This window comes from Nocardia sp. NPDC059228 (assembly GCF_042754245.1).
GTDB lineage: Bacteria > Actinomycetota > Actinomycetes > Mycobacteriales > Mycobacteriaceae > Nocardia.
The window spans coordinates 19,064-39,043 of the sequence record NZ_JBHZAL010000007.1 but is presented as its reverse complement, the minus strand read 5'-3'; the positions used below and the strand labels follow the sequence as shown (position 1 = coordinate 39,043).

The 19,980-nt window shown below is 68.3% G+C and carries 19 protein-coding genes; 8 read left to right on the top strand and 11 right to left on the bottom strand.

Annotated elements, in window-relative coordinates:
- Nucleotides 1–124: 124 nt before the first annotated feature.
- Nucleotides 125–682 (top strand): GyrI-like domain-containing protein, encoded by a 558-nt coding sequence (locus tag ACFXKA_RS13985; RefSeq protein WP_379427490.1) that lies wholly within the window; start codon nucleotides 125–127, stop codon nucleotides 680–682.
- Nucleotides 683–749: 67 nt separating this feature from the next.
- On the opposite strand, the gene ACFXKA_RS13980 is transcribed toward ACFXKA_RS13985, so the two are convergent.
- Nucleotides 750–1,658, bottom strand: coding sequence for an oxygenase MpaB family protein (locus ACFXKA_RS13980; protein WP_379427489.1), 909 nt, complete (start codon nucleotides 1,656–1,658; stop codon nucleotides 750–752).
- 620 nt (nucleotides 1,659–2,278) lie between these two features.
- Here ACFXKA_RS13980 and ACFXKA_RS13975 point away from each other — a divergent pair.
- The 3 genes from ACFXKA_RS13975 (at nucleotide 2,279) to ACFXKA_RS13965 (ending at nucleotide 5,663) form a co-directional block, all read left to right on the top strand.
- Nucleotides 2,279–3,451, top strand: coding sequence for a TetR/AcrR family transcriptional regulator (locus ACFXKA_RS13975; RefSeq protein WP_379427488.1), 1,173 nt, complete (start codon nucleotides 2,279–2,281; stop codon nucleotides 3,449–3,451).
- Between the two features lie 146 nt (nucleotides 3,452–3,597).
- Nucleotides 3,598–5,430, top strand: coding sequence for an acyl-CoA dehydrogenase (locus tag ACFXKA_RS13970; protein ID WP_354838412.1), 1,833 nt, complete (start codon nucleotides 3,598–3,600; stop codon nucleotides 5,428–5,430).
- A gap of 5 nt (nucleotides 5,431–5,435) precedes the next feature.
- Complete coding sequence (locus ACFXKA_RS13965) at nucleotides 5,436–5,663, top strand: hypothetical protein (protein WP_354838415.1); 228 nt, start codon at nucleotides 5,436–5,438, stop codon at nucleotides 5,661–5,663.
- A gap of 134 nt (nucleotides 5,664–5,797) precedes the next feature.
- On the opposite strand, the gene ACFXKA_RS13960 is transcribed toward ACFXKA_RS13965, so the two are convergent.
- The 8 genes from ACFXKA_RS13960 to tsaA form a co-directional block, all read right to left on the bottom strand.
- Nucleotides 5,798–6,409 (bottom strand): TetR/AcrR family transcriptional regulator, encoded by a 612-nt coding sequence (locus ACFXKA_RS13960; protein WP_379427487.1) that lies wholly within the window; start codon nucleotides 6,407–6,409, stop codon nucleotides 5,798–5,800.
- 165 nt (nucleotides 6,410–6,574) lie between these two features.
- Nucleotides 6,575–7,285, bottom strand: coding sequence for a hypothetical protein (locus ACFXKA_RS13955; protein ID WP_379427486.1), 711 nt, complete (start codon nucleotides 7,283–7,285; stop codon nucleotides 6,575–6,577).
- Nucleotides 7,286–7,507: 222 nt separating this feature from the next.
- The gene (locus ACFXKA_RS13950; protein ID WP_379427485.1) at nucleotides 7,508–8,767 is read right to left on the bottom strand and encodes a dihydrolipoamide acetyltransferase family protein; all 1,260 of its coding nucleotides are present in this window, start codon (nucleotides 8,765–8,767) and stop codon (nucleotides 7,508–7,510) included.
- 15 nt (nucleotides 8,768–8,782) lie between these two features.
- Nucleotides 8,783–9,766 (bottom strand): alpha-ketoacid dehydrogenase subunit beta, encoded by a 984-nt coding sequence (locus ACFXKA_RS13945; RefSeq protein ID WP_379378293.1) that lies wholly within the window; start codon nucleotides 9,764–9,766, stop codon nucleotides 8,783–8,785.
- A gap of 19 nt (nucleotides 9,767–9,785) precedes the next feature.
- A complete protein-coding gene (gene pdhA / locus ACFXKA_RS13940) occupies nucleotides 9,786–10,934 on the bottom strand; it encodes a pyruvate dehydrogenase (acetyl-transferring) E1 component subunit alpha (protein WP_379427484.1) in 1,149 nt (382 codons plus the stop codon).
- 11 nt (nucleotides 10,935–10,945) lie between these two features.
- The gene (gene lpdA, locus ACFXKA_RS13935) at nucleotides 10,946–12,403 is read right to left on the bottom strand and encodes a dihydrolipoyl dehydrogenase (protein ID WP_354838430.1); all 1,458 of its coding nucleotides are present in this window, start codon (nucleotides 12,401–12,403) and stop codon (nucleotides 10,946–10,948) included.
- Nucleotides 12,404–12,582: 179 nt separating this feature from the next.
- On the bottom strand, nucleotides 12,583–13,785 hold the full coding sequence (locus tag ACFXKA_RS13930) for a PucR family transcriptional regulator (protein ID WP_379427483.1): 1,203 nt from the start codon (nucleotides 13,783–13,785) through the stop codon (nucleotides 12,583–12,585).
- A 49-nt stretch (nucleotides 13,786–13,834) separates the two neighbouring features.
- Nucleotides 13,835–14,437 carry a tRNA (N6-threonylcarbamoyladenosine(37)-N6)-methyltransferase TrmO gene (gene tsaA / locus ACFXKA_RS13925; protein WP_379427482.1) on the bottom strand — a complete coding sequence of 201 codons (603 nt, stop codon included), beginning with the start codon at nucleotides 14,435–14,437 and terminating at the stop codon, nucleotides 13,835–13,837.
- 115 nt (nucleotides 14,438–14,552) lie between these two features.
- On the opposite strand from tsaA, the gene ACFXKA_RS13920 reads away from it, so the two are divergent.
- From ACFXKA_RS13920 to ACFXKA_RS13910, 3 genes are all read left to right on the top strand, one after another.
- Entirely contained in the window at nucleotides 14,553–15,419 is an 867-nt protein-coding gene (locus ACFXKA_RS13920) for a sigma-70 family RNA polymerase sigma factor (protein WP_379427481.1), read from the top strand.
- Nucleotides 15,420–15,555: 136 nt separating this feature from the next.
- Nucleotides 15,556–15,726 (top strand): hypothetical protein, encoded by a 171-nt coding sequence (locus tag ACFXKA_RS13915; RefSeq protein WP_379427480.1) that lies wholly within the window; start codon nucleotides 15,556–15,558, stop codon nucleotides 15,724–15,726.
- 119 nt (nucleotides 15,727–15,845) lie between these two features.
- A complete protein-coding gene (locus tag ACFXKA_RS13910; protein ID WP_379399819.1) occupies nucleotides 15,846–16,301 on the top strand; it encodes a hypothetical protein in 456 nt (151 codons plus the stop codon).
- 36 nt (nucleotides 16,302–16,337) lie between these two features.
- Here the strand turns inward: ACFXKA_RS13910 and ACFXKA_RS13905 are convergent, their stop codons facing one another.
- Complete coding sequence (locus tag ACFXKA_RS13905) at nucleotides 16,338–17,309, bottom strand: trypsin-like serine peptidase (protein WP_379427479.1); 972 nt, start codon at nucleotides 17,307–17,309, stop codon at nucleotides 16,338–16,340.
- 209 nt (nucleotides 17,310–17,518) lie between these two features.
- The gene (locus ACFXKA_RS13900) at nucleotides 17,519–18,379 is read right to left on the bottom strand and encodes a tyrosine-protein phosphatase (RefSeq protein ID WP_379427478.1); all 861 of its coding nucleotides are present in this window, start codon (nucleotides 18,377–18,379) and stop codon (nucleotides 17,519–17,521) included.
- Between the two features lie 670 nt (nucleotides 18,380–19,049).
- On the opposite strand from ACFXKA_RS13900, the gene ACFXKA_RS13895 reads away from it, so the two are divergent.
- Nucleotides 19,050–19,469, top strand: a complete 420-nt coding sequence (locus tag ACFXKA_RS13895; RefSeq protein ID WP_379427477.1) for a VOC family protein — start codon at nucleotides 19,050–19,052, stop codon at nucleotides 19,467–19,469.
- Nucleotides 19,470–19,980 lie beyond the last annotated feature (511 nt).

Genomic DNA, 19,980 nt, shown 5'->3' with positions numbered 1-19,980 from the left:
GGCCGCGATCCAGCCCCAGGAACCGGGGTGCGCGGTCCGCTTCCCGGTCGGCACGCCACGCCGGGTTTGACCCTCCCGTCACGGGAGACCGCATCCTCGAATCGACCCCGAGGGAGGAGCACCCATGAAACTGGACCTGGCCAAGACCGACAGGCACTACTACGACGCCCCCGCCGAACCCGTCCTGCGTACCTTCCGGACCTGCAACTATGCGACGGTCAGCGGTGTCGGCGCACCCCTGGGCGACGCCTACACCGAGGCCGTCTCGACCCTGTACCGAGCCGCCTACGGCGCCAAGAAGATCGCCAAGGCCGAGGGCAACGATTTCGTGGTCCCCAAGCTGGAGGGCCTGTGGTGGGTCGAGTCGGACCGTCCCGCCCTGGAGGTGCCGCGTGACGAATGGCACTGGACCATGATGATCCGCATGCCCGACCCGGTGACCCCGGACATGGTCTCCGGAGCCACTTTCGAACAGCTCACCGAGGGCGACGCCATCCAGATCATGCACCGCGGCCCGTACGCCACCGAGCCCGAGACCCTCGCCCGCATGGAAGCCTTCATGGCCGAACACCACCTGACCATGAACGGCCGCCACCACGAGATCTACCTCTCGGACCCGCGCCGGACCCAGGACGCCGCCATGCGCACCCTGCTTCGCCACCCGGTCCGGCCGCTGTCCTGACGGGGGAGCTCTCACCATGGCATCTCGCCCGGTTCCCTATGCTGAGAGCTCCCCCGATCCCGTGTGATTACACGGGACGGAGGTTGATCATCTTGCGGAGGCGGGCGCGGTCGCGTTCGAGGCGGCGGGCCTCGTAGGCGATGGGGAAGTAGCGGACGCGCTCGGGGAGGAGGGGGACGGTGCGGCCGATGACGCGGCCCAGGATGCGCAGGGCGCGTTCGTCTTTCGCGGTCCATTCCAGGCCGAGCCGGTCGCGGACCAGCTCGGGGGTGGTGCCGACGGTGAAGAAGTACTGGAGGCGGCCGACCGGGTTGGTGACGGCACGCCAGACGGGGTGCAGGGGAGCGGGGACCTGCTTGGGCGGGGCGATCTTCCGGATCACCTTCAGATAGTCGTAGGCGACATTCGTTGCGACGAGGTGGTTTTCGACCTGATCCTGGAACCAGGGCTCCCATTCCGCGTAGGTCGCGGGAATCTCCTTGGGGGCCACCGAGAAATTGCGCATGAGCTGCACGGTCTCCTGGTAATAGGACTCCTTGTCGGCGTCGGTGAGCTTCCGGCTGGAGAAGTACTTGTTGCCCTCGGTGAAGGCGAACACGCCGGTGTGCAGGACCCAGGCCCAGGGCGCGGACGCGAGGGCCCGGTGCTTGACGCTCTGGGCGTCGGTGGAGTTCAGAGTGGCATGCATCCGCCGCAGCCGGTCGGCCTCGGCGAGCGCCTCGTCGCCGCCGTAGATCCACATCATCACCGAGGCGATGCTGCGGGTGGCCCGGCCCATCGGGTCGGTGCGGAAGGTCGAGTGTTCGTCGACCACCGCGGCGATGGTCGGTTCCATGGTCTGCAGCAGGAAGGCGGACCCGGCGGTGAGGGAGAAGGTGAGCAGGCCGACGTCATCCCACATCCGGCTGCCGGGTTCGAACGGGCGGCGTTCGGGACGGCCTTTGGTCTCGTGGTCGAGCGCGACGGCGGCGGTCATGCTGATCTCCTTTGATCACTCCCGCCGGAGCGCCACACTGCGACAGGATGAGAGAGTTACTAACAAATCTTCTCATCATGTCGAGAGCGTGGCAACCGTCACTCGGGCATCGGTCCTCCACTGGATTCGTCGCCTGCCGGCTCTCGGGCCGGGAACTCTCCCGGTCGGCGAGTATGACCGGTCGGGATGGCATACCGTGGGCAACGATTGAACGCCTGAATATCAGGTTATTTCGACGAATTATGTTGGTGCGCAATAAAATAAAGCCCGCTACTCAGCGGCTGGAGATGTGATCCGAGTCGGCCTTCTCTGTCCGGGGTGCCCTGTTGACGGATGTCGCCTGCTCAGGACGTCGTGCTACCCTCGGTATCGGTACCGACGGTACCAGTATGGAGCCTTCCCATCATGAATGTCACGGCAACCACGAGCGCGGTGCTGCCGCCAGGGCCGCCTCTGCCCGCCGCTCTCCAGGCACTGATCTACTTCAGCGATCCGATCGGATCGCGCGGCGGCGGAATGGGCTGCCGCGGGTGACTCCGCGGCCTGACCGGGCGTCCGCGCCGACACACCGGCGGACGAGAGCCGCCGCGACCGGGAAACGCCCTCCGACCCGGCGTGCCATGATCTTGGACGCTGCCGTGGACGCCTTCGCGCACGGTGGCTATCACGGCACTTCCATGTCCGATATCGCGGCGGCCGTGGGCATTTCGGCGCCGGCGCTGTACCGGCACTTCCACGGTAAGCAGGCACTGCTCGGGCAGTGCCTGCTGGTCGGCCTCGACGACACCCTGACGCGTGTCGAGGCCGCCCACCGGGCCGACCCGTCGGGGGCGGCGGTACCGGCCGCTCTGGTCCGGGTTGCGCTCGAGCTGCGTGAGCTGCCCAGGCTGTGGCAGTTGGAGTTCCGCAATCTGACGCCCGGTGACCGGACCGCGGTGCTGCTGCGCGCCGCCCGGCTCACCGGATACCTCAGACACTGGATTCGCGGCTGCCGTCCCGAACTGAACGTCGCCGATGTCGAGCTGCTGAGCTGGTGTGTGCTGTCGGTCGCGGTCAGTCCGTCCTATCACCGGACCGAGCTGCCGCTGCCGATCGCCGCGCAGCTGCTCGAATCCGTTGTCGCCGAGGTGATCCGGACCGAGCTGCCGGATCGGACGGGGGGACGGCCGCCGACGCGCTCCGCGCGGCTCGACGGTGCGAATACCGCGCTGGATCGAGCGCTCCGGTCCGAGCGGATGCTCGCCGAGGCCGCCCGGCTGTTCAGCACTCGCGGTTTCGCCGCCGTCGGCATCGAGGACATCGGCGCGGCGGTCGGGGTGTCGGGACCCGCACTGTACTACCACTTCTCGAACAAGGCCGAACTGCTCGATCGGATCGTGCGACGGCAGGACGAATGGCTGCAGCTGACACTGGTGCGGGCGGTCGCGGAGACCCGCAGCGCCGAGGCGTCGATGCGCTCGCTGATGCGCAGCTTCGCGCGATTCGGCGTCGACGAACCGGACCTGCTGGCCATCACCGTCAGCGAAACACGTCACCTGCCCTACGACGCGGTGCAGCGCTACCGGCGCGTCCGCCTGGACAGCATTGCCCAGTGGGGGCGCATGTTGCAGGCGGTCCGGCCCGAGATCCCGGCCGCGGTGGCGCGGCTGCTGGTCCGCGCATCCACCACGGTTGTCATCGAGGCCGTGCGCAATCCGCGGTTGCGGTGGCGTGACGATCTCGTCGACGTCCTGGTTGCGGTCGACGAGCGGATCGCGGCGGCCCCGATCGGCGTCCGTGCGGCGGCCCGGTGAATTACGCCACTTAGCGGCCATTCACTTAGTCGATTCGAATTGCCTGCTACCAGTACGTGAATGGCGTGAATTGATACGGGTTCCTTACTTATCGGTCATTAACAAGCCATTGTCAGCCCGTTCCGTATCTCGAAAAGTGGTGACTCGTGAGCCATTACAAGAGCAATGTCCGCGACCTCGAATTCAACCTGTTCGAGGTGTTCGGGCTCGGGACCGTCCTGGACGCGGGCGCCTTCGGCGACCTCGACGCCGACACCGTGCGCACCATGCTGGCCGAAGCGGCCCGCCTCGCCGAGGGACCGGCGGCGGCGTCCTACGCCGAAACCGATCGCACGCCACCGGTTTTCGACGCGGCGGCACACGCGGTGCGGCTGCCGGAAGACTTCAAGCAGGCCGTCCGGGCCTGGTACGACGCGGACTGGTGGCGGGTGGGCAAGGCCGAGGAGATCGGTGGGATGCCGGCGCCCGCGATGGTGTCCTGGGCCATCTCGGAATTCGTGCTCGGTGCGCAACCGGCCGCCTACATGTACCTGATCGGCCCGATGATGGCCAATGTCCTCCACGGCGTCGGCACCGAGCAGCAGCGCCACTGGGCGCAGTTGATGACGGAACGGAACTGGGGCGGCACCATGGTGCTCACCGAGCCCGACGCGGGCTCCGACGTCGGTGCGGGCCGGACGAAAGCCGTTCGGCAGGAGGACGGTTCCTGGCGGCTCGAGGGCGTCAAACGCTTCATCACCGGCGCGGATTCGGACGATCTGTTCGAGAACATCGCGCACCTGGTGCTGGCGCGGCCGGAGGGCGCCGGTCCGGGCACCAAGGGCCTGTCCCTGTTCTTCGTGCCGAAGTTCCACTTCGATCCGCAGACCGGTGAGCTCGGTGAGCGCAACGGCGTGTTCGTCACCAACGTCGAGCACAAAATGGGCCTCAAGGCCTCGGCGACCTGTGAGCTGACCCTCGGCGGGCACGGCGTCCCCGCGGTCGGCTGGCTCGTGGGCGAGGTGCACGACGGTATCGCGCAGATGTTCAAGGTGATCGAGGAAGCCCGGATGATGGTGGGCACCAAGGCGATCGCCACGCTGTCCACCGGCTACCTGAACGCGCTGGACTACGCGAAGCAGCGGGTGCAGGGCGCGGATCTGACCCGCCAGGCCGACAAGACGGCCCCGAAGGTGACGATCATCAACCACCCTGACGTGCGCCGATCCCTGCTGCTGCAGAAGGCCTACGCCGAAGGGCTGCGGTCGGTCTACCTCTACACGGCCGGGCACCAGGACGCCGTGGTGGCGCAGCATATTTCGGGGGCCGGCCCGGAACTGGCCGCCGCCGTCAACGACCTGCTGCTGCCGATCGTGAAGGGTGTCGGCTCCGAACGCGCCTACCAGTATCTGGCGGAATCGCTGCAGACCCTGGGTGGTTCGGGCTTCCTGCAGGACTATCCGATCGAACAGTACATTCGCGACGCGAAGATCGACTCGCTCTACGAGGGCACCACGGCGATCCAGGCGCAGGACTTCTTCTTCCGCAAGATCGCGCGTAATCGCGGCGTCGCGCTGGGGCACGTGCTCGCCCAGGTGCGCCGGACCGCGGAAGCCGACGGTCCGCAGCAGCTGAAGCTCGCCAAGGATCAGCTGTCGGTCGCGCTGGAACAGGTCCAGGACATGGCGGGGATCCTGACCGGCTATCTGCTGGCCGCCGGCGAACAGCCCGACGAGCTGTACAAGGTCGGTCTCGGCTCGGTCCGCTTCCTGCTGGCCGTCGGCGACCTCCTCATCGGGTGGCGCCTGCTCGCCGGCGCCGAAACCGCTCTCGCCGCACTCGATTCGGACCCGGCCGAGACCGATCGCCGCTACTACGAGGGCAAGGTCGCCACCGCGACATTCTTCGCCCAGCAGGTGCTGCCCCGGCTGGACGCCGACCTCGAGGTCCTCGCCGCGCTCGACAGCGAGATCATGACCGTCGAAGAATCGGCTTTCTGACCCCGGTGCGGAGTCACGAGTGGGCCATCGTCGAGTTCGCCCTGATCTGGCAGCCGTACGGTGGCCCCACCCCCGAGGACATCCTGGTCGAGTTCGGCATGACCGAACCCGTCTTCCGCGCGAGGATCCGTGCCGTCCTCTCGGCTCGGGGAACGACGGCCGAGGAACCATTCCTCCGGCATGCGCGCTCGGCACTCTGGCCGTATCTGCGGGCGGCCGGTGTCGCGCGCTAGGCGGGTTGCAGCTGGCGGAAGGCGAGCGGGCCCACGGCCTTTGCGGCAGTGGGGCGTCGGCGAGCGTGCCGTCGAAGGCGATGATGTATTGAATCGGCGACGTGGTCGCGCCGCAGAGCCGCTGCCGGCGCAGGTCAGGAGGCGGTGGTCAGCGGCCGGTCGAAATCGATCGTCACGCCGGCGGCGGTCGCGGCCCGCTCGATGATCGCCCGCACCACGGGTTCCGCCGCCGCCACGAATTCCTCGGCCGAGCCGGGCATTTCGGCGGGCGCGGACCACCAGTTCGCCGCGCCCTCCACCGCCCCGACGATCATCGAAGCGTAGAGGGACGCGTCGACCGCCGTTGTGGCGCCGGACGATTCGATGATCAGGACGACCAGATCGGCGACCTCGGAGCGGATCGCCTGCCAATTCTCGAGCGACTTGGCTCCCGGGCTCTCCGCGTCGAGGAACAGGAACCGCGCGATCTGCGGATGGTCCACGATCAGCGCGGCGTATCCGGCGAGCGCGGCGTGCAGCATCGCCCCGGCGCTGCCCGCCGGCTGCCGGCGGACCTCCGCCAGGCCGCGCACGATATCCTGTTTGGCCTGATCCGCGATGGCGAGCGCCAGATCCGCCTTGTCGGCGAAAAACCGGTAGAGGGTGGGCTTGGAGACCTTCGCCTCTGCGGCGATGGCGCGCATGCTGGCCTGCGGCCCCTCGGTCTCGATCACGCGGATGGCGGCGTCGATCAGAGTGCGCCGCATCTCGACCCGATGTTCGGCCCATCGTTCGGTCCGGGCGTCGCCCACAATCCACCTCTCCGACCGTCTGGGATGCAACATGTTCAGCGCGAATTCACGTCTCGACCAGCGATGTTAGCAGGGCTCGAACGGCCGGCCGCGGCTCGGCATGCCCGGCGTCACCAGGCTTTACGCAGGTGAGCCCTCCGTGGAGGGGGCCGTTTCCTGGCGTCGGTGTTGACTGCCGGTGGCAGAACTGGCCGCAGCAGCGGTGCCCAGAATCAGGGCCGCGCCATGAATATTCGCAGTTGCAGCGAGGACCAGGCCGACGAGCACGAGCAGAGCTGCTACCGGGCGGCGAAGGTCCAGACCACGCGCCGCCATGAGATTTGCGGGCCCGACGAGCAACGCGCATCCCAATACCGCAGGCAACCACGCTTGGCCTCCAAGGGTGGCGAACATGGCTGCGCTCCATAGCATTACGACGGTCAGCGACCAACGCGGCAGGCGTTCGTCGCGCCGCCACAACGCCACTGCGAGCCCGCCGGCAAGACCGCAATCGGCGATGGAGTTTCCACCGCCGACCGGCTGCCAGGCGTACGCGATGAACTCGGCCACCAGCCCGATCCCGAAATACTGGAGCAGCCAACGGGACTGCGGGAGCACCTGCTCGGCAAGCAGGCCGAGCGCCAGCAAGAAGGCCAGGTTCAGTATTGCGCCGGCGAATCCGCCATCTTGCACGAACAGTGCTGTGCCCGAGCGCCACCAATCCCCATGCAGCCCTGACGGAGTCCGCTCCAGGTGCGCCAGCGTGCCGGGTACGAGCCATTGCAGGACGTTCACCACGGCCGTCACCACGAATACACCGAAGGTCAGGTTCGGGAACCGCTGCAACCCCATGGATTCGAGAATAGGCACGCCCGAGGCTAGCCGTAGAGACGCGAAGAGCCGGATGGCGGGGACCGGCCGGGTAACCCGGTCCACGCCATCCGGCGTTCACTACCCGCCGCCGGGTGAGTACGGCTGCCGGTCGCGCGGCGTGGCATGGGTAACCGCGCGCGCCGGGTGGCGGGCGACGTCGTCCGATCCTGGATCGAAAACCGGACGGCGATCGGGGCGTGACTAGGTCACGATGCGCAGCGGATGCTCGATGAGCGCCTTCAACTGCTGCAGGAAACGGGCCGCGACGGCGCCGTCGATGGAACGGTGATCGGCCGACAGCGTGACGCGAAGGATCTTGCGCGCCACCACCTTCTCGCCGTCCAGCTTCAGCTCGTCCTGGGCCGCGCCGACCGCGAGGATCGCGGACTCCGGCGGGTTGATGACGGCGGTGAACTGCTCGATGCCGAACATGCCCAGGTTGGAGATGGTGAAGGTGCCGCCGGACATGTCCTCGCCGCGCAGCTTGCGGTCGCGGGCCCGGGCGGCCTTGTCGCGGCCCTCGGCGGCGATGGCGGACACGCTCTTGCGGTCGGCGTCGTGGATGACCGGGACCAGCAGGCCCGCCTCGGTGGCGACCGCGATACCGATATTGATCGCGTTGTGCCGCAACAGCTTGTCGCCCGCGAAGGAGACGTTCACCGCCGGATCCAGGCGCAGCGCGGTGGCGACCGCCTTCACCAGCAGGTCGTTCACGCTGACCTTGCCGGAGCCGGTCTCCTCCAGGGTCTGGTTGATCTGCGCGCGGAAGGCGAGCAGCTCGGTCACATCGATCGCACTGGTCAGATAGATGTGCGGGGCCTGCTGCTTGGACTCGGTGAGGCGCTGGGCCGAGACGCGCTGGATGGTGGTCAGCGGGATCTCTTCGTAATCGCCGGTGGCCGGAGCGATCGCGGGAGCCGGGGCGACCGGAGCCGGGGCGGCAGCGGTCGGAGCGGCTGTGCTGCCCGCGTTTTCGACATCCTGCTTGGTGACGCGGCCGCCGGGGCCGGTGCCGGTCAGGGCGGCGATGTCGACGCCGAGTTCCTTGGCGACCTTGCGGGCCAGCGGCGACGACTTCTTGCGCTCACCGGACTCGGCCGGAACCTCAGGGGCACTGCCGTTTTCGGCGGTCGGAGCCGAATTCGCCGGCGCGCTAGCGGTCGTCGCGGCCGGAGCCGGAGCCGCAGGGGCAGGAGCTGCGGCCGGGGCCGGAGCCGACGCCCCGCTGCCGTCACCGAGAATCGCGATCGGCTCGCCGATGGCGACGGTGGTGCCGGGCGCGGCGATGATCTGCTCGAGCACGCCGTCCTCGTAGGCCTCGAGCTCCATCAGCGCCTTGTCGGTCTCGATCTCGGCGAGGATCTCGCCGGCCTTGACCTGGTCGCCGACCTGCTTGAGCCAGGCCGAGACGATGCCCTCCTCCATGGTGTCGGAGAGCCGGGGCATGGTTACTTCAGGCATGATTCCTTCCGGTTCTCAGCGTCGCTTGCCCACGGCGGCAAGGGTTTCGAGGGCGGCCCTGTAGAGGGAGTCCGGCGACGGGAGCGCCAGCTTCTCCAGGGGCTTGGCGTAGGGCAGCGGCACCTCGGCCATGGCCACCCGGCGCACGGGGGCGTCGAGGTAGTCGAACGCGCCGTCGGAGATGGAGGCCGCGACCTCCGCGCCGATGCCGTAGGTCAGCCAGTCGTCCTCGCCGATGACGGCGCAACCGGTCTTCTTGACCGAGGCGACAATGGTGTCGCGGTCCAGCGGCCGCAGGCTGCGCAGGTCGACGACCTCCGCCGAGATGCCCTCCGCGGCGAGCTTTTCCGCGACCTGGGTGCACACGGTGGCCATGCGCGAGTAGCCGATGAGCGTGATGTCGGTGCCCTCACGGGTGACCGCGGCCTTGCCGATCTCGGCGGGCGGCAGGTCGTCCGGCACCTCGCCCTTGGTGTTGTAGAGCGAGAGGTTCTCCAGGAACAGCACCGGATCGTCGTCGTCGATGGCGGCCTTGAGCAGCGCCTTCGCATCGGCGGGCGTGCTCGGCGCGACCACCTTCAGGCCCGGCACGAACGCGTAGTACAGCTCGATGTTCTGCGAGTGCGTCGCGCCGAGCTGCTGGCCGCCGCCACCGGGAGTGCGGATCACCATCGGCACCGACGTCTGCCCGCCGAACATGCCGTAGATCTTGGCGGCGTGATTGACGATCTGGTCCAGCGCCAGCAGCGAGAAGTTGATCGTCATGATCTCGACGACCGGGCGCAGGCCCAGCATGGCGGCGCCGATGGCCGCGCCGACGAAACCCTCTTCGGCGATCGGGGTGTCACGCACCCGCTTCTCGCCGAACTCGGCCAGCAGGCCGGCGGTGATCTTGTAGGAGCCCTCGAAGACGCCGATCTCCTCCCCGATGAGGAGGACGTCGTCGTCGCGCCGCATCTCCTCGCGGAGGGTCTCGCGCAGCGCTTCACGGTAGGTCATGACAGCCACGGTGATGTCCTTAGGCGGTGAAGAGCGGATCGCCGGGCAGGCGACGGGAATCGCCCGCGACCGGGGTCGCGTAGTTGTAATCGAACAGGGTGGCCGGGTCCGGGTGCGGGGACTGATCGGCGAAATCGACCGCGGCGCGGACGCGTTGCTTGACGTCGGCCTCGATGGCGGCGGCCGAGTCCTCGCTCAGCACGCCCGCGTCGAGAAGACGGTTGTGCCACAGCACGATCGGGTCGTGCTCGACGGCGGTGGAGACGGCGTCCTCGCTGCGGTACTTGGCCGGGTCGACGACCGAGTGGCCCTTCAGCCGGTAGGAGACGGCCTCGAGCAGGGCGGGCTTGCCCTCGCGGCGGGCGGTCTCGATGAGATCGCTCGCGACCTCGCGCACGGCCAGCACATCGGTGCCGTCCACGCGCTCACCGCGCATGCGGTAGGACGACGCCCGCTTCCACAGGTCCGGTTCGGCGGAGGACTTCTCGACGGTGGTGCCCATGCCGGTCTGGTTGTTGATGACCAGGAACACGACGGGCAGGTTCCACAGCGCCGCGATGTTCAGCGACTCGTGGAAGGCGCCGATATTGGTGGTGCCCTCACCCATCTGGCACACCACGACGTCGTCGCCGCCCCGGTAGTCGATGGCCAGCGCCGCGCCGATGGCGAGCGGAACCTGGCCGCCGACAATGGCGTAGCCGCCGAGCAGGCGGGTCTCGGTGTCGTACATGTGCATCGACCCGCCCCAGCCCTTGGAGGTGCCGGTGGAGCGGCCGTACAGCTCGGCCATGACGCGGCCGGGCTCGATGCCCTTGGCCAGCGCGTAGCCGTGCTCGCGGTAGTTGGTGAACAGATAGTCGGTGGGGCGCATGGCCTTTCCGACGCCGACGACGGTGGCTTCCTCACCCAGGTTGAGGTGGCAGTAGCCGCCGATCTTGGCCTGCTGGTAGGCCTGCGCGGTGCGCTCCTCGAAGCGGCGGATGAACAGCATGTCGGTGTACAGCTCGCGCAGCGTGTCCGCATCCGCGCCGCCGAAATCGGCTCCGCCGAGGAGGTTTTCCGATACGGCTACGTCGGCGGTCCGGTCGGCCGGGCGGGTCGCCTTGCGCGCCGCCTTGCGCGGCGCGGCGGTGGTCTTGGTCAGCTCCGCTGAAGTGGTCGTGGTCATGACGGAACTCCTCAACGCTTCCGGGGCGGCGCGACGTGGACCGGCAGGCCCAGCCCGACCAGGGCGGCCTCCATGCCGATCTCGCCGAGGGTGGGGTGGGCGTGAATGGTGTCGGCGAGCTCGTCGAGGGTCGCCTCCAGCGAGATCGCCAGGGCCCCTTCGGTAATGAGATCGCTGGCCGACGGGCCGATGATGTGCACGCCCAGCACCTCCTGGTGCTGCCGGCCCGCGACGATCTTCATGAAGCCTTCCTGATCGCCGAAGGACTTGGCCCGGCCCAGTGCCGCGAACGGGAACTTGGCGGTGATGACGTCGTGGCCCGCGGCTTTCGCGGCGTCCTCGGTGAGGCCGACGCCGGCGATCTCCGGGTGGGTGAAGGTCGCGGCGGGGATGACGTTGTAGTCGATGTGGGCGGCGTGGCCGGCGATGGTGTCGGACGCGACCAGGCCCTGATGCGAGGCGACGTGCGCGAGCAGCGCCTTACCGGTGACATCGCCGATGGCGTAGACGTGCTCGACAGCGGTGCGCAGCTGTGCGTCGACGGGGATGAAACCCCGTGCGTCGGTGTCGATTCCGGCGACGTCCAGGCCCAGCCCGGCGGTATTGGGGCGGCGGCCGACGCCGACCAGCACCACGTCCGCGGCGAGCTCCTGCGCCTGCGGGCCGCCGACGCTGACGGTGAGGCCGGTGCCGCCCTGGGCGATGGCGGTGACCGTCGCACCGGTCAGCACCTTGATGCCGCGCTTGGTGAACGAGCGCACCAGGGCGGTGCCGATCTCCTTGTCCTCCAACGGAACCAGGCGATCCTGCATCTCGACCACGGTGACATCGCTGCCGAACTCGTGGAACAGGTTGGCCCACTCCGCGCCCACCGCGCTGCCGCCGATGACGACCAGGCGCTTCGGCACCTCGGTGAGGCCGAACGCGCCGTCGGAGGTGATTACGCCCGGCAGATCCGCGCCCGGAATCGGGAGCACGGCCGGGATCGAACCGGTGGCGACGATGACATCCTTCGCGCTCACGGTCCGGACGGCGTTCGCGGTCGGGGCGGCGGCGTAGCGCGGGCCGCCCTCGAAGATCGGCGACGGCCCGGCCTCGACCACCTCGACCGTGGTCGGCGACGTGAAACGCGCATGGCCCTCGATGACGGTCACGCCATTGGCCTTCAGCAGGCCCGCGACACCGTCGGTCAGCTCCTTGACGATGCCGTCCTTGCGCTGCCGCACGGCGGCGTAGTCGAAGCGCAGGTTATCGGCGTAGATGCCGAAATCGGCGGCGTGCGCGATGGTGTGGAAGACCTCGGCGGAGCGCAGCATGGCCTTGGTCGGGATGCAGCCCCAGTTCAGGCAGACGCCGCCCGGGCGTTCCTTTTCGGCCAGGGCCACTGTCAGGCCCCGCTGGGCGGCGCGGATGGCGGCGACGTAACCGCCCGGACCGCCGCCGATCACCAGAAGATCGAATTCCGGCACTCGTGGTGCTCCTCGTTCTCGATTGCTCTCGTAACCCGCCATCGGTTGTGATGCGAGTCATTCCGATCGAGTCTGTCGGTCACCAAATGCACAATCAATGCACTGGAAGCCCATATATGACACGGCGCGGCTGGGCGCAGAGCACAATTTGTACCCGTGAGTAGCGGGCTTTCGGCGGCTCAGTCGCGGTCGGCGCCGGCCAGTCCCAGGGCGGCCAGGGCGAGGGAAAGCTCCAGGTAGGCCCGCTGCCCCTCGAGCGGGCGGCCGAGCAGCAGGGTGATGCGCTGCAGCCGGTTGATGACCGTGTTGCGATGGCAGTGCAACTTCGGCGCGGCATTGGCCGCCGAGCAGTTCTCGGCCAGCCAGACGGTCAGTGTGCGGAGCAGAATGTCGCGCTCCTTGGGCGGCAGTTCCAGCACCGGGCCGAGGGTGCGCGCGACGAGCAGATCGGTGAGATCGGGGGAGCGCAGCAGCAGCGCCTCCAGGTAGCGCTCGTCCAGCGAAACCAGCAGCCCCTGCTCATCGCCGGGCGCGGTGTCCAGCGCGAGCACCGCCAGCCCGTGCGCGGTATCGATGCCCGCCAGGCCCGGAACCGCCGGCGAGACCCCTGCCCGCCCCCGGATCAGCGGCCGAAGCTGGTGCAGCACAGCCGAACTCGCGCGATGCTCGAGCGAGACCAGCCCGACCGTGGAATCGACCCGCTCGTGCCACACCGACCGGATCCCCGACACCCCCAGCGCCGCCTCCGCACCCGTGCGCAGCCGCGGCCCGCCCTCACCGCGCGCCACCACCACCAGGTACGCCCCGTTCGCGGGCAGATTCAGCTCGCGTCCCGCCCGCGCGGCGAAGGTGGCGTCGTGCGCCCGGCCCGCCAGCAGATCCTCGATCAGCGAATGCCGCCGCCGCTCATCGCTGCGCACCCGGTCGAGCTCGGTGTTCCGGTACGAGGTGACCAGCGCCGACGACATGCCGTCGACCACCGCCCACATCGCCGAACCGACCTGCCGGGTCTCCGCTGAACCGATGTCATCGGCCTTGTCCAGCAACGCTTCCCACACGATCTGGCCGCCCAGCCGGAAGGTCCGCAGCATGGCCTCCAACGGCACGCCCTGCTCGGCCCGCCGCCGCCCGATGGCCGCGGCCACATCGTCCCCGTCCGGATCCGGCGGCTGCCCGCCCAGCAGATCCAGGATCCGCGTCAGATACCGCCGGCACCCGTCCCTCAGGTCCGCCCGCGGCACCGCCGTGTAGTCCGTCCACCCCGGATTGTCGGTGAAAATGGCCGCGATCAGCTGCTTGGTCAATGCGGGCACCTCGGCCTGACACGCCGCGGCCAGCCGCTGCGTGCCGACCGCCGGGATCGGATGCCTGGGTGCCGCCATGACCCTCAACCTACGCCGGGCCCGCGCCCGCCCGCCCGAGCCGGGCCGGTCAGCGGGTTTCGATGGCGCCCAGGACCGGCTTGATGTCGAGGACGGGGGTGCCGTCGATGGCTTCCAGGCCGGCTACGCCGAGGACCTCGGGAGACACCGTGGTGATGGTGACCTCGTGCAGGCCGATCGGGTTGGGGCGGTCGGGGGAGCGGGTGGCGAAGACCCCGGTGGGCGGCCGGGTTCGATCGCCGCGGGGATGGACCGCGAGCACATCGCGGCTCCCGGCGTGCAGCCAGGTGAGCAGGACGACGCGCATGCCCGGGCGCAGATCGGCTGCGGCCGCGGCGAATTCGGGGGCGAGGACGATATCGGCGGGTGGGGCGTCCTCGTCGGCCTGGCGCGGTGCGCCGGTGCGGTCGGTGAGCGGGGAACGGACCCGGCCCACTGGTCGCACCTCGAAATGTTCGGGGTTGTCGGAGGGTTCCGAGGACACGATCGTCTGCTCCTTCCACCGTGGCGATGCGGCGGCCATGCCGTGCGGGTCGAGGCCGACGTTCCGGCCATTGCCGTTATAGCCAACGTGGTGGGCGGCGTCCATGATCGGATCCTCGCCGCGGGCGACGGTGAACCGGATCTCGACCCCTCTGAGCTGGTATTTCATCGACGCTGTCACATTCGGCCCGGTTACTCGGTCGTGGAGGTGTGGGCCCCGATTTTCCGGACGCGCCCGCACGGTACGGATGGACCGACCGGTCGTGATCGAGGAGACTTCGGCAATGGGCAACGAGCGTGACGAACTGGACCTGGTGGCACGGGAATTCGAGTTGCAGCGCGGCCGGCTGCAGGCGCTCGCACAGCGCATGCTCGGCTCCTCCGCCGAAGCCGAGGATGCCGTCCAGGAAGCCTGGCTGCGACTGAGCCGCTCCGAGACCGACGGGATCGACAATCTGGCCGGCTGGCTCACCACCGTCGTCTCCCGCGTCTGCCTGAACATGCTCCAGTCGCGCGGCACCCGGCGCGAGGACGCGCTCGCGGACTACGACGCGCCGGAAGCCACCTTCGGCCCGGAACAGGAAGCGCTGCTGGGCGATTCGATCGGCGCCGCCCTGCTGGTGGTGCTCGACACCCTGACCCCCACCGAGCGGCTCTCCTTCGTCCTGCACGACATGTTCGCCGTCCCGTTCGAGGACATCGCCCCCATTCTCGGCAAAACCCCCGCCGCCGCCCGGCAACTCGCCAGCCGCGGCCGGCGACGTGTGCGCGGCGTCGACGAGATCGCCGTCGACCGCGAACGCCAGCAGGAAGTGGTCAACGCCTTCCTGACCGCCTCCCGCGGCGGCGACTTCGCCGCCCTGCTGGAACTGCTCGACCCCGACGTGGTGGTGCGCGCCGACGCCATCGGCGTCACCATGGGCGCGGACCCCGAAGTCCGTGGCGCACAGGCGGTCGCGACCACCTTCGCGGGCCGCGCCAAGGCCGCCCGCCCGGCCCTCATCGACGGCCTCGCCGGCCTGGTGTGGTCGACCGGCGGCACCCCGCGCGTCGTCTTCGACTTCACCGTCGTCGACGGCCGCATCACCGCCATCGAAATGCTGGCCGACCCCGATCTGCTGAGCGACCTGAATCTCGAAATGTTCGGCTGAAGAGCGGCCGCCAGGGAATCGTCAATCCGCGCGCCGGCGAGCAAATATTCACGAGAGATTAACGGCCACACCGATGTTCGATGGGCAGAATGAATTGTCGAACATCTGACCCGTCGAGGGGAGTGCAATGAACGCAATGGCCGCTCCGGCGCCGGCCGCGTCGATTCCGGTCTCCGACTCGATGTCGCGGCGGGTGCGGGAATTCTTTGCCCGCCAGCTGCTCCCGTCGTGGGAAAGCGACGAGCGAATGCTGGCCCGCACACCCCTCGCCGTACTCGGCCCCGCCCCGATGCCCCACCAGCGGTAAGCCGATCACCCGGAAACCGCGACGGTCCTCCAGTCGACGCCGCCGCGGTTTCCGCTGATCGGACTGGGCGCCACGGTTTTTCGTCGACGCCGTGTTTTGACGGCGTATGATCGGCCGCGATGGGCACCCGGAGCCAGCCCCTGCAAGTTGTCACAACCGACTGGGACGTGTTTGTGCACGGCCTGGCCGGCTGCCTTGCGAAATTACCCTCCCGCGCCACCGTCATCCTCGCCGCGACCGGCAATCGCTACGTGCAATTCCAGCAGTTCGACATCAAACTCTCAGCCGAACTCACCGGCAATTACTATCTCGCCGAACCGATTTCCGAGACCGCCGACCGCCTTCTGCGCGAGCTGGGCTGGACCGCGCCCACTCTCCAGCACGAAATCGAGAACTGGCGCCGCACCATGCACTGGCCGATCACCCGCACCGGCTTCGAGGACCTGGCCCGCTCGGCCGCGCGCGGCCTGCACGAGGCCCTGGGCGTCCCCACCCCCGACGACCTGCGCGCCACCGGCTGGACCGAGACCACCGCCCTGGACCTGTCCGCGTTCGCCGCGCCGCCCCGCCGCTGATCTGGCCGCGGGCGGGGCATACCCGGCGCTTCCGGTTCACTCGGGCCAGGTGGCGCGACCCCAATTGATCAGGGACACCATGTCGTCGCCGCTGGCGAGGGCATGGTCGAGATCGCCGTCGACGCTCTCCGCAGCCGATACGACACCGCACAGCCGGACATGGCCGTCGTCGAACCAGGAGAAGAAGAGCCCACCCGCATTGCCGGGATCGAGGCTCGCCTCGGCCTCGATGTACCAGCCGTTGTCGTCTTCGTGATCGTGTTCCACGCTCCCGTTGATCCGTACCGCCGGACGCGTCCCGCCACCCATGTCGGCCGGGTAGCCGATGCTGTGCCAGACCTGCAGCCCGCGCCAGTCGTCCGCGAACGAGGTGGCGCCCAGGAACCCGAGCTGATGGCCCATGGGCTCGAACAACCGGCACAGCATGAAGTCGTGCCCGGCACCGTATTCGGTGTCGCGCCCGGCGTTGTAGTGCGCCAGATCGCTGACATCGCTCGAACCGAACGGCGCGTTCGGATCGGCGCCGCTGTCGAAGTGCGGCGAGAAGGTCATCCACCAGCTGCCCCGGGCGATGCTCTCGCTCGGCCGCAGCTGGTCCGCGGTCAGCACGAGCCGGGAGCCGACCAGCACGCCGGATCCCGCCATGCCGTCACTGGTGGTGACCCGCCCGGTCAGAATCCACGGCCAGGTGTGGTCGGTCAGCAGGTGCCGGCCGTGGCCGGAAGATACGGACGGCGGCCGGCAGTCGCCGGTGAGTCTGCGCGAATGCGCATACAGTGCAACGGTTTCCGTGTGTGGGCGGGTATGAACCGGCATATCCTTCGGCAGGAATCCGGCCAATTGCTCCGGTGCGTGCTCGCCGCGTCCCCGGCGCGGCAGTGCGACCACGCCGCGACCGGTTCGCTGTGGCGTCGTCGCGGCTCCGGACCGACCGCTCCGCTCGAACTCGCCCGCGCAGGTCTCGAACTCCGCGGCAGTGAGCCGTCGGCGTTCCGAGAGACGCTTCATGGTGCATCCCTCCCGAAATGAGTGACGAACAGGGTTGTGACGACTACGATCCTGCGCCGAACCGGTCGCACCGACACGGGTAGCGCGATACCCGAATCGGGCGGCTGCTGCTACTCGCGCGGATCGGGCCGCAACCCGGCCGCGAGCCGCTCTCCGGATGACCGGAGCCCCGCCTCAGCCGCTGCGACGGGGCTCCGGTTGTGGTGGGCTCAGCCCGCCAGGTTGTGGTGCAGGCGGAGGATGGTGCCGGCGTCCAGGCCCAGGCCCTTGGTGAGGAAGTGGTCGAAATCGCCGTACTGCTGGTTCATCTGGTTGACGGCGGTGTCCAGGTACTCGTCACTCACTACCTGCAGCGGGATCAGCAGGTCGGGGTTCTGCATGATCCCGGCCGCCTTCAGCTGGGCCCGCTGGGCGGCGTCGGCCGCGGCACGGTACTGGTTGGACAGCAGGTAGTCCTTGCGCGCGATGGTCTCCGGTACACCTACCGCGCGCAGCAGCACATACGTCATCCAGCCGGTCCGGTCCTTGCCCGCCGTGCAGTGGTAGAGCGTCGCCCCGCTTGCGGCCGCGATGTCCTTGATGGTCTGACCGAACTTGGCCACCGAATCCGCGCTCAGGAAGCTGACATAGGCGTCCTTCATCATCTGCTCGGCCTTGCCGTCCGCGAGCGCGGCCTGCTGCTGCACCGGATCCTTGGATCCGATGGCCTGCGCCATCTTGATGTACATGCCGCCGTCGTCGATGGGCCGCGCCACCGCGGTCAGCCCGGCCGGCAGCCGGTCCGCACCCTGCGCCTGCACCTCGGCCTGCGTGCGGAAGTCGATCACCTTCTGAATGCCCAGCGTGCCCAGCTTCTGGACATCGGCATCGGTCAGCTTGTTCAGCGCATCGGACCGAATCACCTTGCCGGACCGCGTCGGATCCCCGGTATAGGTGACATACCCGCCCACATCCCGGACATTCACCGCTCCCTGCAGCGTGATCTGAGTGGCATCCGCCCGCATGATCGGCGCGGCCACGGCCGTCGGCAGCCCTCCCACACCGAGCACCGCGGCGGCGATAGCAGTCACAGCGAACACTGAAACACGAAGTCGTGCAAAACGTTTGGTTTTCACAGCCCGGGACGCTAGGGGTGCTTACGCGTCCCCCGCAGTCCTACCCACGGTTCCTCCCGCCCACCGAACCTCCCGCCCCACCCACCGGGACCACGCCTGGACCACCATCAATGCTCTTGCACCCCAGTAAATCTCACGCAATCATACGCGAATTCCCTTGCCTGCAGCATCCGGAAGAGGCCGGGCAGCGGCTCGAAAAAGGACGGAGCCCCAACCGCGATGCGGTTGGGGCTCCTGAGATCGCTTGCGACCCGACGATTTACACGTCCAAGTACAGCTCGGACTGCCACCTTGGCCTTTGCGGTTGTGGCCACGTTGTACCAGTGGGCTGACCCGCGGGTTCCCTGTCGACGGTTGTTGATGGTTCGAGAGGGTTCCCGAGGCGCGTAGTGGGAAAGGCCGGGCTTGGTGTTGTCGCCAGCGCGACCAGCCCCAGTTGTGGTCGGCACCCCACCTGGCTGTTCCGCTGGCCGACATGGCAACGAAGACCTCAACACCAGGAAAAACCCGCTCACTACCAGCGAAGAAGGCACTACATCACAAAGTGATGCTGGAGCTGGGTCGGGTACTATGCATCGGTCGAGACTGTGACCGCACCCGAGCTGCAAGCTAGAGGAGGCGATCCATGACTACTTCACAACAGTTCGAGTTTCCCCCGCGCGACGGTTTCGTGGTCACCCATTTCCTCGTCGTCTCCGACCAGGACAGATCGCGTGACTACTACCGGACTGTGTTCGGCGCCCAGGTTGTGCACGACCGTGACCCCGTCATCCTGCAGTTGGCCAATACTTGGCTGATCCTCAACGACGGCGGCGGTCCGACAGCGGACAAACCGACCGTAACTCTCACCACGCCGCAAGACCCCGACACGGTCAGCGCCTTCCTCAACATCCGCGTCGCCGACATCTACCGGTCGCAGCGCGAATGGACCGCCCGAGGTGCGGATTTTCTGACAGAACCGGTCGACCACCCTCACGAACTCCGCTCCTACATCCGTGATCCCGACGGCCACCTCATCGAAGTTGGCCAATCGAAGGGGCTCTGAACGTGCCTGCGGGACTGCCGCATACGGCTTCAGCTTCCGCTGGAGGTCGGTGACGGCCTCGAGGCACCGCGAATAGTTGACCGTCGAGGTCAGTTGAACAACGACCTCGGCTCGTTCAGCCGCCGCCTCGATCTCATTGCGCTGTAGGAAGGCGGTAGCCATCGCGGCCTGGCCGAGGCCGCCCCTCCGTGCGCGCCGCTGTTCCAGGCGTTCCTGAATCGAGCGGTCAGCGAAGCGGTCAATTTCGTTGGGCTGACCGAGGTCCCGGAAGACCTGCGCAGCCTCACCGAAGAAGCTCTGCTGTCTCCTCGGTGTCCTGACTGTCTCCTTATCGCGCAGTAAGGACACAGCAGTGTCCACCCGAGCAGACGGGTGGACACGCCCAGGAGACGGGGCGGACACAACGGTTGACAGGCAGACACACGAAGCGGGGGGGGGGCGCCAACTACAAAGTGGCGCCCCCCCGTGGAATTGGGGGTAGTGCGTGAAGAAGCCCCCCCTAGGGGGGTTT